At 65.1% G+C, this 12,385-nt stretch carries 10 protein-coding genes; 2 read left to right on the forward strand and 8 right to left on the reverse strand.

Features of this window, described 5'->3' with window-relative positions; translation table 11 throughout:
* The 4 genes from ACX80O_RS09205 to ACX80O_RS09220 all read right to left on the reverse strand — a co-directional run bounded on the left by ACX80O_RS09205 (position 1) and on the right by ACX80O_RS09220 (position 4,497).
* A complete protein-coding gene (locus ACX80O_RS09205) occupies positions 1–1,011 on the reverse strand; it encodes a FecCD family ABC transporter permease (protein WP_459333302.1) in 1,011 nt (336 codons plus the stop codon).
* A 53-nt stretch (positions 1,012–1,064) separates the two neighbouring features.
* Entirely contained in the window at positions 1,065–2,120 is a 1,056-nt protein-coding gene (locus tag ACX80O_RS09210) for a FecCD family ABC transporter permease (RefSeq protein ID WP_459333259.1), read from the reverse strand.
* A gap of 240 nt (positions 2,121–2,360) precedes the next feature.
* On the reverse strand, positions 2,361–3,353 hold the full coding sequence (locus ACX80O_RS09215) for a glutathione S-transferase family protein (RefSeq protein WP_459333260.1): 993 nt from the start codon (positions 3,351–3,353) through the stop codon (positions 2,361–2,363).
* Positions 3,354–3,390: 37 nt separating this feature from the next.
* Positions 3,391–4,497, reverse strand: a complete 1,107-nt coding sequence (locus tag ACX80O_RS09220) for a YihY/virulence factor BrkB family protein (protein WP_459306315.1) — start codon at positions 4,495–4,497, stop codon at positions 3,391–3,393.
* A 120-nt stretch (positions 4,498–4,617) separates the two neighbouring features.
* On the opposite strand from ACX80O_RS09220, the gene ACX80O_RS09225 reads away from it, so the two are divergent.
* Positions 4,618–5,655 (forward strand): NAD-dependent epimerase/dehydratase family protein, encoded by a 1,038-nt coding sequence (locus ACX80O_RS09225; protein ID WP_459306657.1) that lies wholly within the window; start codon positions 4,618–4,620, stop codon positions 5,653–5,655.
* 38 nt (positions 5,656–5,693) lie between these two features.
* Here ACX80O_RS09225 and ACX80O_RS09230 read toward each other — a convergent pair whose 3' ends face one another.
* The 4 genes from ACX80O_RS09230 to ACX80O_RS09245 all read right to left on the reverse strand — a co-directional run bounded on the left by ACX80O_RS09230 (position 5,694) and on the right by ACX80O_RS09245 (position 10,314).
* Complete coding sequence (locus ACX80O_RS09230; protein ID WP_459306317.1) at positions 5,694–6,584, reverse strand: carbohydrate ABC transporter permease; 891 nt, start codon at positions 6,582–6,584, stop codon at positions 5,694–5,696.
* Positions 6,581–7,705, reverse strand: coding sequence for a carbohydrate ABC transporter permease (locus ACX80O_RS09235; RefSeq protein WP_459306319.1), 1,125 nt, complete (start codon positions 7,703–7,705; stop codon positions 6,581–6,583). Before ACX80O_RS09235 ends, ACX80O_RS09230 begins: the two co-directional genes overlap by 4 nt.
* Positions 7,706–7,945: 240 nt before the next feature.
* Entirely contained in the window at positions 7,946–9,211 is a 1,266-nt protein-coding gene (locus ACX80O_RS09240) for a sugar ABC transporter substrate-binding protein (protein ID WP_459333261.1), read from the reverse strand.
* A 59-nt stretch (positions 9,212–9,270) separates the two neighbouring features.
* Positions 9,271–10,314 (reverse strand): LacI family DNA-binding transcriptional regulator, encoded by a 1,044-nt coding sequence (locus tag ACX80O_RS09245; protein WP_459306322.1) that lies wholly within the window; start codon positions 10,312–10,314, stop codon positions 9,271–9,273.
* 177 nt (positions 10,315–10,491) lie between these two features.
* Between ACX80O_RS09245 and ACX80O_RS09250 the strand changes: the two genes are divergently transcribed.
* Positions 10,492–12,363 carry a glycogen debranching N-terminal domain-containing protein gene (locus ACX80O_RS09250; RefSeq protein ID WP_459306324.1) on the forward strand — a complete coding sequence of 624 codons (1,872 nt, stop codon included), beginning with the start codon at positions 10,492–10,494 and terminating at the stop codon, positions 12,361–12,363.
* The last annotated feature ends 22 nt before the right edge of the window (positions 12,364–12,385 follow it).

Below are 12,385 nucleotides of genomic sequence, written 5' to 3' on the forward strand. Positions count from 1 at the left end.
TCAGCCTCCCTGGCCTGTGCGGTTGGCGGTCACCAGCAGCCAGAGGAGAAACGGTGCGCCGAGGACGCCCGTCACCACGCCGACCGGCAGCGACACACCGGGAATCATTGTGGCGGCAACGAAATCGGCGCCGAGGACGATCACCGCACCGACCAGGCCAGCCACGGTGAGCGACACGGCGCCCTTGACGAGCCGCCGGGCGATCGGGCCGGCGAGGAACGCGACGAACGCCACCGGGCCGGCCGCTGCCGTGGCAACGGCGGTGAGGGCAACTCCGACGGTGATCAGGGCCAGCCGGGACGGCTCCACCCGGACACCGAGGCTCGCCGCGGTGTCGTCACCCAGTTCCAGGCCACGCAGCACCCGCGACAAGACCGCGGCGGTGGGGACCAGCAGCGCCAGGGCGAGCAGCAGGACGGTGGCGCGGTCCCAGTTACTGGAGTTCAGCGAACCGTTCAGCCAGACCAGCGCGTCGGACGCTGTCCGGATATCGGTGCGGGTCAGCAGGAAACTGACCATGGCGTGCATGACAGCGGCGAAGCCGATCCCCACGAGGATCAGCCGGTAGCCGGCCACCGATCCGCGGCGGGACAGCAAATAGATGGCGGCCGCGACGGTGAGCGCCCCGATCAGGGCGGACAGGGACACGGCAACACCGGCGGCACCGAACAGCACGATCGCCGCCACCGCCGAGGCGCTGGCGCCGTAGCTGATCCCGATAATGTCCGGGCTGGCGAGCGGGTTGCGCAGCAGGGTCTGGAAGATGGCGCCCGCGACACCAAAGGCCACGCCGATGAGGACGCCGATAACGGCGCGGGGCAGCTTGTTTTCCATCACGATGAAGGTGGCTCCGGGAATGTCAGCGCCGCCGAGGATCCTGAAGAAGTCGGGAATGGTCACCGTGTAGGTGCCGAGGAGGACGGTGACGGCGAACAGGACTGCGGTGATCCCAGCGAGGATGATGATCGCTCTGAGGCGCTGCGCGGCCTGGCGGTGCCGGCCGTCACTGATGGCGGCTCTCGGCGTCGGGCTGGTCGGGGCCGCGTGGGGTGCGGTGTGGAGGCTCACAGCTGGGCCAGTTTCCGCCGTCGGACCAGCCAGATGAACACCGGGGCGCCCATGATGGCGGTCATGATGCCCACCTGCACCTCACCCGGCGGGAGGATCAGTCGGCCGACGATATCGGCGCCGATCAGCAGGACCGGCGCGAGTACCATCGAAAACGGTAGGATCCACCGGTAGTCGGGGCCGGTGAGCACCCGCACCAGGTGGGGGATCACCAGGCCGACGAACGCGATCGGCCCGGCGGCGGCCGTGGCAGCACCGCAGAGGATGACGACGCCGAAGGCAGCGACGCCGCGGGCGACCGCCACGTTCTGGCCGAGGCCTTTGGCGATGTCGTCGCCCAGGGACAGGCTGTTGAGGGCCTTGCCGGTCGCCAAGGTCAGCAGGATCCCGATGATCAGGAACGGCAGGACCGGCAGGAGGACGTCCCAGCCCCGACCGGAGACGGTGCCCACCTGCCAAAACCGGAACCGGTCGAGGGTTTCCTGGCTGGAGACGAGGACGGCGTTCATCAGGCTGACAAGTCCGGCGGACAGTGCCGCGCCGGCGAGGGCCAGTTTGATGGGAGTGGCACCGTCCCGGCCCAGGCTCGCTACGGCGTACACGATGACGGCGGCAAGGGCGGCTCCGGCGAAGGCGAACCAGATGTACCCGGTCACGTCGGCCACCCCGAAGACGTAAATGCCGGTGACGATGGCCAGCGCCGCGCCGGCGTTGACGCCGAGGATGCCCGGGTCGGCCAGGGGGTTGCGGGCCACGCCCTGCATGGCGGCGCCCGCGAGGCCGAGTGCGGCACCGACCATGAGGCCGGTCACCGTGCGGGGAATCCGGGAGTGGACTACTGCGTGGTCGCCGTTGGCCGGGTCGAAGTCGGTCAGCGCGGCGACGAACACGTCGACGCTGATGGGCCGGGAACCGAAGGCCAGCGATGCCGCGCAGATCAGGACCAGGACCACCGCCGTCGCGCTGAACTTGAGGACCCAGCGCCCGTGGGGTTTGCTGCCGGCCGGTGTCGGAGCGCTTTCGGGAGGGGCTTGCGCAGTCTGCACTGCCATGACACGCCTCCTTCCCGTCAAATTTCGAACAGAAGTAAGGCTAGCCTATGGTCACCTTCATTAGGAAACGGTTCTGTTCCCTAATTGACCTTGTGTGGGACCGTTGTACCGCCGGGTGCGTACAGGTCTGCCCAGGTTGTCACGCCGTCGTCGTCATTCGCTCGGCGTGTTTGGCCAAACACGCCGAAACCCCGCCCAATACCTGGGCAATCCGATACGGGGCGGTACTGCGCAGACGGTTCAGACTGCGGCGGGAGGGGTGCCCTTGCCGAAGGGGCGCCCGCCCAGGCTTTCCCGCCCATGTTCGGTGTGCCAGTTCGCCAGGTCCGGACCCTTGGGCACAATCCCGGTGGGGTTGATGTCCTCGTGGACGATGTAGTAGTGGTCCTTGATCTGGGCGAAGTCCACCGTGTCGCCGAAGCCGGGGGTCTGGAACAGGTCCCGGGCATAGCCCCACAAGGCCGGCATCTCCGTGAGCTTGTTCCGGTTGCACTTGAAGTGCCCGTGGTAGACGGGGTCGAAGCGCACCAGCGTGGTGAACAGTCTGACGTCGGCCTCGGTGATGGTGTCTCCGACCAGAAAGCGTTGGTGCTGCAGACGCTCTTCCAGCCAGTCGAGGGCCGCAAACAGCCGGTCGTAGGCGTCGTTGTAGGCTTTCTGTGAACCGGCGAATCCGCACCGGTAGACACCATTGTTCAGTTCGGTGAACACCCGCTTGCTGACCTCGTCGATTTCGGTGCGGAGTGCCTCCGGGTACAGCTCGGGGGCGCCCTCCCGGTGGAAGTCTTTCCACTCGGTGGAGAAATCCAGGGTGATCTGCGGGAAGTTGTTGGTGACCACAGCGCCGGAGGGCACATCGACCATCGCGGGTACCGTAATGCCGCGTCGGTACTCGGGGTCCCGCTTGAAGAACGCCTCCTGCAACCTTTCGATTCCGAGCACTGGGTCGCGTCCGCCGGGGTCGAGGTCGAAGGTCCAGGACCGCATGTCGTGCGTCGGACCCGGGGTGCCCAACGAGATGGCGTCCTCGAGCCCCAACAGGCGGCGCACGATGATGGCGCGGTTGGCCCAGGGGCATGCGCGCGCCGCAATCAGCCGGTACCGGCCGGCTTCCACCGGATAACCGTCGGCACCGTCCCGGGTAATCCGGGTTTCGATGTAGGTGGTGTCGCGGCTGAATTCTTTACCCGTGTTCACGTAGGCGCCGCGGGTACTGTGCTCGTTTTCGCTCATGACTCAAGCTTAGGTGCAGGACCGTGCGGGTCGCCGATTAGTCATTGTTGTGCTGGGCGGATTCGCGCTCGTACTTCCGGCGCAACTCCCGGCCCTTGTCAATGTCCTCGAGTTCCTTGTCCAGCTTCTTGCGGCTCATCTTGTCGTCCCGCGGCGGAAGCTGGAGGGTCTTTTCCGCCTCGATTCCGGCCTGAAGTTGTCGCCCCCGTTCCACCTCGGCGTCGAACTCTGCACCGAAGAGTAGGGACAGGTTGGCCAGCCACAACCACAGCAGCAGCACAACGACGCCGGCAATCGCACCGTAGGTCTTGTCGTAGCTGCCGAAATTCCCAACATAGAGGGAGAAGCCCGCCGTCGTCATCGCCAAGACCAGCAACGCAACGAAGGCTCCCATGCTCATCCAGCGGAATTTAGGCTGCTTCACGTTCGGGGCGCCGTAGTACAGGACGGCGATCATCAGTACGGCGAAGACCACCATGACCGGCCACTTGGCGATGTTCCAGATCAGGATCGCGGTGTCGCCGAGGCCAATCACATTGCCGACTGATTCGGCAATGGGTCCGGAGAGCACCAGCAGGAGCGCCATTATCACAACTAGGAGGAGGACGGAGACGGTGATGAGGAGCATTGCGGGGCGCAGCTTCCAGAATGGCCGGCCTTCATCGACCTCGTAGATCCGGTTCATCGCCCGGCTAAAGGCGCCCACATAGCCGGAGGCCGACCAGATAGCCCCGAGGATGCCGATCGCCAGCGTGAGGCCAGCACCCGACGAGGACGCGAGACCCTCGATGGTGTCGGTCAGCGTCTTGTTTCGGGCAATGTCGGGAGCCACGCCCTCGAGGACGTCGAGCACTGTTGCCGTGGTGGCTTCGGCTTGCCCAAATACCCCGAGCATCGACACCAGTGCCAGCAGGGCTGGAAAGATGGCGAGCACCGCGTAGTAGGTCAGCGCGGCCGCCAGGTCTGTGCACTGGTCCTTGCCGAATTCCCGGACCGTGCGCTTGAGCACATACCCCCATGCAGGCTTCTTCAGCTCGGTGGGACTGTCCGCTTTCCGGTCATCGTCCGGATGCGGCGCGTTCTGGGCCTTGTCCTGGGTCTGTGCCGCGGGCGAGTCCGCCGTTGTGCCACCGCTTCGTGCCATTGGTACCTCCACTTGGTTCGCCAGGACTCACCTGATCCTCAGGACGCTTACTAGGGCATTAGCCTACCCAAGGATTACCGTTGAAGGATGGCTCCCTTTCCGACTTCATCCTCCAGGCCGCTGCGAATCGCCGTCATCGGTGCCACCGGCAACGTCGGAACCGCTGTGCTGCGCCGGTTACGGCGAGCCGCGGGCGAACATCCGGGGGGCGTCGAGGTGGTGGGATTCGCACGCCGTCTTCCCGACGACACTCAGGCGCCTTATGCGGGTTGCGAGTGGCACGCCCTGGACATCGGGACCGACGACGGTCGCCTGGCGCTGACCGCTGCGCTCAAGGGGGTCGACGCCGTCGTGCATCTGGCCTGGGCTATCCAACCGAACCGCGACGAAGCGGCGATGCACCGCACCAATGTCACCGGCACCGCCAACGCTTTGCGGGCAACCGCCGACGCCGCCGTCCGCCACTTCGTGTGCGCCTCCTCAGTCGGTGCGTACAGCCCGGCCACCAAGGGACAGCGGGTGGATGAGAGTTGGCCCCACGGCGGGATCAGCACCTCGCATTACGGCCGACATAAGGCGGAGCAGGAGGCGCTTCTTGACGACTTCGAACTGCAGTACCCGGAAATCCCCGTTACCCGGCTGCGCCCCGGCCTGATTTTCCAGCAGGATGCTGGCAGCGAGATCGGCCGGTACTTCCTGGGGCCGCTGGTGCCAAAGGTTCTGCTGGACCGGCTGCGGCTCCCGCTGCTCCCCATCCCGGATCGGCTGATCTTCCAGGCGGTCCACGCCGACGACGTCGCCGATGCCTACTGGCGGGCAGTCAGCCGACGCGTCGGTGGGGCGTTCAACATCGCCGCCGAACCTGTCCTTACCCCGGTCAGAGTCGCCGGACAGCTGGGTGCCCGACGCGTCGTGAACCTCCCGGTGAGGGTGCTGCGCGCCGTCGTCGGCCTGACCTGGGCGCTGGGACTGCAACGCACCGATCCTGGGTGGATCGACATGGCAGCGCAGGCGCCGGTGATGGACACCGACCGGGCCCGCATGCTGCTGGGCTGGGAGCCGGAGCACTCTTCGCTGGACGCACTGCGCGCCGTCCTGACCGGGCTCGCCGCCGGCGACGGGGTTACCGGCTCACCCAGCCTCAAGCCCCGAAGCTGACCCCGCACCGAAGCGAGTCCCCCCGCCCACGGGTGGGGCTATTCCTTCACGGCCCCAGCGGAAGCGTTCATGATCTTCTTCTGGAAGATGAAGAAGACGATAGCCACTGGAATGGTCATCAGCGCGGCCGCTGCCAGCTTCAGCGGGTATTGGGTTCCCTGGCTGAGCTGCCCGGACGCCAGCTGGGCGACACCCTTGGTGAGAGTGGTTAACGCCGGGTCCTGGGTGGAGATGATGAAGTGATTCAGCTCGTTCCACGATCCCTGGAACGAAAGGATGACAATGGTCATCACCGCGGGGCGGGCCATCGGCAGAACGATAGACCAGAAGGTACGGAACGTGCCGGCGCCGTCAACTCTGGCCTGCTCTTCAACACTGGGTGGAATCGACTCGAAGAAGTTCTTCATGATGAACACTCCCGCCGCGTCGGCCAGCAGTGGCACGATCATGCCAACAAACGTGTCATAGATGCCGAGCTGGTTGATGACGAGGAACTTGGGAATCAACAGGACGACGCCGGGCACCGCCATCACACCGACCAACAGGGCGAAGACCAGGCCACGACCACGGAAGTTGATACGGGCCAGCGCATAGCCGGCCAGGCAGTTGAAGAACACCCGTCCTGCGGTCACGAAGACCGTGACGATGAAGGAGTTCCGCCCCCATATCGGGAAGTCCGAGTTCGCGAAGAGCGTCTCGTAAGCGGCGAAGGTCCAGTGCTGCGGGATCAGGCCCAGCGGGTCCTGCGCGGCGTCGGGTTCGGTCTTGAAAGAGGTGGCCACCTGGATGATGAACGGGAAGATGTAGATGACCGCCAGCACGATCAGCAGGATGTACGTGATCCAGGCGCCGCGCCCGATTTTGCGCCGCCGGTTTTGGGGCCGCTTCGGCGCCTCTGGCGCGGGCGCGGGTGCTGTGACAGTGCTCATCGCCGGTCTCCCTTGGTGGTTGCTGTGTCATCCGGGCCGTCGTCGGTAGGGCGGTCCGCCCCGGTGCGGTCTTCATGGCGGACGGCCGAGCTGTGGGCTGCGGCCGACTTGGGGTCGGCACCCACCGGGACCATTCGTTTCCGTTTGGGAACGTCCCGTTCCCGCAGCGCGTACCGCTGCAGCAGGGTGAGCGCGACAATGATGCCGAAGAGGATGAAGGCTATCGCCGCGCCTTCACCCCAGTTCTGGTTATTGAAGGCCGTGTTGAAGGACAGGTAGGCCGGGGTGAGGGTGGTCTTTGCAGGTCCGCCCTGGGTGCCCGTGTAGATCTGGTCGAAGACCTGCCAGGTGCCAATGAGTCCGAGCGTGAGCACCGTGAACAGGGTAGGCCGCAGCATCGGCAGGGTGACCTGCCAGAACCGCTGCCAGCCGGTGGCGCCGTCCACCATGGCGGCCTCCTGCACTTCGCCGCTGATGTTCTGCAGCGCCGCGATGAAGAGCAGCATGAAGGTGCCGGAGGTGGTGAAGATGGCCATCAGCACAAACGCACTCATGGCGACGGATGGTCCGGCCAGCCACTCCCAGCCGGAAATTCCCAGGAAGGCTGGATCCTGGAGGCCTGCGGGCGCCTGGTTGAGCCCGAACACCGAAAACACAACATGAAAGACGCCACGAGGATCCTGGAACCAATTCGGGCCCTGCACCGCGAAGAACGACAGAACCTTGTTGACGACGCCAGTCGCACTGAAGAGGAAGAGCCAAAGCACGGTAATCGCCACGGAACTGGTGACCGAAGGAAAGTAGAACGCGGTGCGGAAGAAGCCTCGGCCCTTGAGGACCTGCTTATTGACCATCACCGCCAGGAACATGGCGAGGGCCGTCTGCAATGGAACTACCAACAGCACGTAGTAGAAGTTGTTGCGGATGGCTGTGCCGAAGTCGCGGGCTGCGAGGCCTTCACCGCCGAGGATGGTGGAGAAGTTCTCCCCGCCCACGAAGTTGACGTCCCCGGAGAACGGGCTCCCCCGACCTGTCCAGTCGGAGAGGCTGACCCAAATCGCCATCAGGACCGGAATGACCAGGAACAGTCCCAGAATAAGGACAACGGGTGAGATGAACAACCACCCTGTAAGGCCTGTGCGGCCCTGAATGCCCGTACTTTTACGGTATCCAGGCTTTGCACCTGTCGTGTTGGCCGGCTTCTTTGCCGCTGTACTTCGTGCCACTGCGTCCTCGCTCTGCTACCTGCTGGTCTTGAATGCGGCTACTGGTTATCCGACGATATGGGGCGCCGCGGGACCGCCCCAGTGTCAGGGGCAGTCCCTCAGCAATTTGTACTGCGTTTGCCTGCGGTAGCTCGGCTATCCGGCGTCGGCGACGACCGCTTCCATGTCACCCTGCAGAGTGTCGAGAACCTGCTGGACATCAGCCGTCTTGATGGTTTCGAGCTGTGCGTTCAGCTCGGCGAGCACGTCCGACGCGCCTGGCTGGGCTGGCAGATTCTGGGCGTAATCGCCGCCGGCGATGAACGCTGCGAGGTCCGGGTAGGTGGTGGCCCACTCTTCGGCGGCCGACTGCACTGACGGCATCACCCCGAACGCTTCAGCGAAACCGAGCTGGCTCTCCACTGACGTCAGGTGCGCGACCAGTTCCTTGGCTCCCTCGATGTTGTCGCTATCCGCAGCAATGCCCCAGCAGTTGGTGAACTGGAGGGTGCCCGGCCCAGCCGGACCGGATGGGAGCTCGGCGACCTGGTAGTCAACGTCCGGGAAGTCATTCGTCATGGCTCCGGTGATCCAGTTGCCTTCGATGACCATGGCGGCCAGCCCCTTGCCGAAGGCCTCGCCGCCCCAACCCGCGCCCAGTTCTGATGAGAAGGCGGCGGTGCCTTCGTTCATGAGCTCCTGTACATAGGTGAGGCCCTCGACATTCTCGGCGCTGTTGACCGTGGCTTCACCGTCGGTGACCAATCCGCCGCCAGCCTGCGCGGTGAACACGCCCAGCCGCTGGAATTCGGGGCCCATTCCGAGGCCAACCACGTCATCGCTGGTGAGTTCCCCGGCAACGGTGCTGAGTTCATCCCAAGTGGTGGGAATGTCGTCTTCGGTGAGCCCGGCCTCTTCCCACAGGGTGTTGTTGATGATCAGACCCAGGGTGGAAAAGTCCTTGGGGGCGCAGTACAACTGGTCTTCGTAGGTGAAGGCCTCCTTCAGCGCCGGGTAGAAGTCGTCCTTGTTCTCCAGGTCATCGCCGTACGGCTCGAGGGATCCGTTGGCCGCATAGCCGGCGAACAGGTCGGTGGACACATAGAACACGTCGGCCGGTTCGCCGGAGGCGAAGCCCTGGCTGAGCTGTTGGGGCAGGTCGGAGGCCACGCTGACGCTGGCGTCCTTGCCGGACTCGGTGGCCCACGCGTCGACGGCACCGGTGACTGCCGTGGTCTCGGCTTCACCCGAAGAACCGATCAGCACGGAAATCGGCGCGTCCGACGGTCCCGCGGACTCGCCTCCTTCGTCTTCTGACCCCGAGAATCCTGAGCCTCCACAGGCGCTCAGCGCGAGGGCTGCTGCAGCTGTCACGGCGACGGCTAGCGTCTTCCTCCGGGTTCGAAAGTTTCCAGTCTTCATTGTCTGTTTCCTCATTCTTTGTGTTTTATTCGGGCTATCTAGGGGATGAAGTGCAGGGGTCATGTCAGCCAACCGTCGCCAGCGAGGGGATAGGGGAACCGTTCCGCCAGGGTGGGCGGCAGCAGGAGGTGCTTGTCGGGACGGCCGTTCTCCGCGTCACCCGAAAGGGTATGAGTGAGGACCCGGATGATGTGACGGGCCGCATCCTCAATCGGCTGGGCAACACTGGAGAGCCCGACGGCGGTCGCTACCGGAGTGTCGTCGAAACCAATCACGTCGGGGGTGGCGGGAGCCGGGCGGTGACCCCTAAACGTTGCGAGTGCGCCCAGCGCAAAACTGTCGCTGGCGCACACGACGGCGGTGGCTCCAGCAGCAAGGAGCTTCTCAGCCGAACGAGCGCCAGCGGGAACGCCGTCGTCGGCTTCCACATCGAGGTGATCGGTAGCCCGGCCAGTGCCTTTCATCGCACGCCGCCACCCGCCGCGACGGTCGTCGCCGGCACCGGAGCCGGTCGGCCAGCCGATGAACCCGATCGCGGTGTGACCCTGGTCGAGGAGTAGCTGGGTGGCCTGCTCAGTCCCCGCACCGCCGTCGACGTCCACCCAGGGATGAAGCGAGCTGAAGGGATCCTCGGTGTCGCTCCAGGGTCGGCCGAACGAGGCGAACGGGATCTCATTCTCGAGCAGCCACGCGGTGCGCTGATCGCCGTGATGAGTGCCGGTCAGGACAAAACCGTCCAGGTCAGCCACATTGAGAAGATCTTCGTACTGGCGGACTTCGTCGTCGTCCGTCGCGGCGCTGAACAGGGTCAGGCGATAGCCCTCCTCCTGCGCGGCCTCGGTGAGGGCGTGGAGGAAGCGGTCGAGGATGGAACCGTTGATACCGTCGACGACCGGCATCATCCGGATGCCGAGGTTCATCGAACGCCGGGTGCGCAGTTGCCGGGCCGCCGCGCTGGGCCGGTAGCCACTCTCGGTGATGGCGTGCTGAACCCGCATGCGCGTCTCCAGTTTGACGCGGTGGGGGGCGTTGATAACGTTGGAGATGGTCTGGCGGGACACGCCGAGGGATTCAGCCAGACTCACAAGCGTCGCCTTTTCCATCTCACTCCTTCGTGTTTCTCACCAACTGCGTTCCCTGACAGTTAGGCTGCTTCACAATGCCGCTGTCTGTTTACAATAATATGAACGTTCAAATATGATGTCAATCACTAATTTGAACGATCCAATAACGTTTTGGCAATAGTGTCAAGGCGACAGCACCAGCACCAAGGAGTTCACGTGTCGTATAGGCAGCCGTATCTGCACAACCTCAGCGGCGTTTTCAGCGCGCCGGTCCAGGCCTGGGCGGATAGCCAGGGACAGATCCGGGGTCACGGAGCACAGGGTATCCATTGCGGTGACGACCGGGTGCTCCGGGAAGCTGTGCTGACTGTCAACGGAGAGGAACCCGAATGGGTGTCGACACAGGTTCGTTCGGCCAGCCGAGTGGACTACCTCTACTTCGTCCGGGTGGAATCACCCGTCACCGACCCCTTGCTATACCTCACCCGCTCGCGTATCGCAGACGCGCATGGCATCAGCGAGGAGATCAGGATCGAGTCGGCCCATAGCTTCCCAGCCCACCTCGAAGTGCAATGCCATCTGCTGGCCGACGGCACTCCCATGGAGAAGGTCAAGTCCGGGTCCGCCCCGCTGGCCGCCCTTGACGTGACCGGGCCGCAGTGGAGCTGGCGCGGACCAGACACCTCCGTGGCACTGGATGCCAGCGGCGCCCGCGCCGAGTTCGACGGCAATCACATCGAACTCACGTGGACCATCGATGTTGAGCCAGGTGGCTCCGCGATGCTGCCGTGGCGAGTTTCCCTGACCGACTCTGTGGCTCCCATGATCGCTCCGAGCACCCCGGCGCTGGAAGCCCCTCGGCTCGCAGAGCCCCGGCTGCAGAGCCTGATGAGCCAGTCGATCTCCGACCTGAACGGCCTCCGGATGGCCCCTGCGGACCGGCCCGAGGACACCTTCCTCGCGGCCGGTGCGCCGTGGTTCTTCACAATGTTCGGCCGGGACTCGTTGATCGCCGCCCGAATGCTCCTCCCGCTCGATACCGCGCTCGCCGGCAGCACGTTGCGGGCCCTGGCCTCGCGGCAAGGTGACAGCACTGATCCGCAGACTGCTGAGCAGCCGGGCAAGATCCTGCATGAGGTGCGGCGGGGGACGCTGCAGTTCGTCGAGGACGGAAACGGAATGTCTCTCCCTCCGGTGTATTTCGGGACGATCGACGCCACTCCCCTGTGGATCTGTCTGCTGCACGACGCCTGGCGCGCCGGACTACCCACGGCCGAGGTGGAAGCTTTGCTGGACCAGCTTGAGGCGGCGCTGCTCTGGCTACGGGACCACGGTGATTCCGACGGCGACGGCTTCCTTGAGTACCTCGACACCAGCGGTCATGGGCTGGCCAACCAGGGCTGGAAAGACTCAGGGGATTCAATCCGCTGGCACGACGGCGCGCTGGCCGACGGTCCGATTGCCCTCGCCGAGGTTCAGGCCTACGCCTACGAAGCGGCGATGGGCGGGGCTGCCCTGCTCGACGCGTTTGGCCGACCGGGCGCCGGGGATTGGCGGGACTACGCCAACAAACTCGAGATCCGCTTCCGTGAATCTTTTTGGTGCAGCGACGAGCTGGGGGCGTACCCGGCGATCGCCCTCGATGCAGCGAAGCGGCCCGTCGACGGGATCACGAGCAACATGGGCCACCTGCTCGGCACAGGCATCCTCAACCTCGAGGAGCAAGCGGCAGTGGTCCGCCGGTTGATGGATCCCACCATGTTCTCCGGCTATGGCATCAGAACCGTGTCCACCACCAACGGTGGGTTCTGGCCCACCCGCTACCACGCCGGGTCGGTGTGGAGCCACGACACGGGCATGATCATCAGCGGACTCATCAAGGACGGCTTCGCCGACGACGCACGCACCGTGGCCTCCGGGCTGCTCCGTGCCGCCGAGGGCTTCGACTGGCGCCTCCCGGAGCTGTTCTCGGGCCACGCGTCCGACGACGTCTGGCCGCCAGTCCCCTACCCCGCCTCCTGCCGCCCGCAAGCCTGGGCTGCGGCGTCGGCGGTCCCGATCGTGACCGCGCTCGGCGGCTTCGCCTAGCCCTTCTCCGCTGGAACCTCAC

This window comes from Arthrobacter glycogeni, from assembly GCF_054511155.1.

Bases quoted from the DNA above. Each gene is read 5' to 3' on its own strand.
- ACX80O_RS09210 (WP_459333259.1), bottom strand. From the start codon at position 2,120: ATGGCAGTGCAGACTGCGCAAGCCCCTCCCGAAAGCGCTCCGACACCG.
- ACX80O_RS09215 (WP_459333260.1), bottom strand. From the start codon at position 3,353: ATGAGCGAAAACGAGCACAGTACCCGCGGCGCCTACGTGAACACGGGT.
- ACX80O_RS09220 (WP_459306315.1), bottom strand. From the start codon at position 4,497: ATGGCACGAAGCGGTGGCACAACGGCGGACTCGCCCGCGGCACAGACC.
- ACX80O_RS09230 (WP_459306317.1), bottom strand. From the start codon at position 6,584: ATGAGCACTGTCACAGCACCCGCGCCCGCGCCAGAGGCGCCGAAGCGG.
- ACX80O_RS09240 (WP_459333261.1), bottom strand. From the start codon at position 9,211: ATGAAGACTGGAAACTTTCGAACCCGGAGGAAGACGCTAGCCGTCGCC.
- ACX80O_RS09245 (WP_459306322.1), bottom strand. From the start codon at position 10,314: ATGGAAAAGGCGACGCTTGTGAGTCTGGCTGAATCCCTCGGCGTGTCC.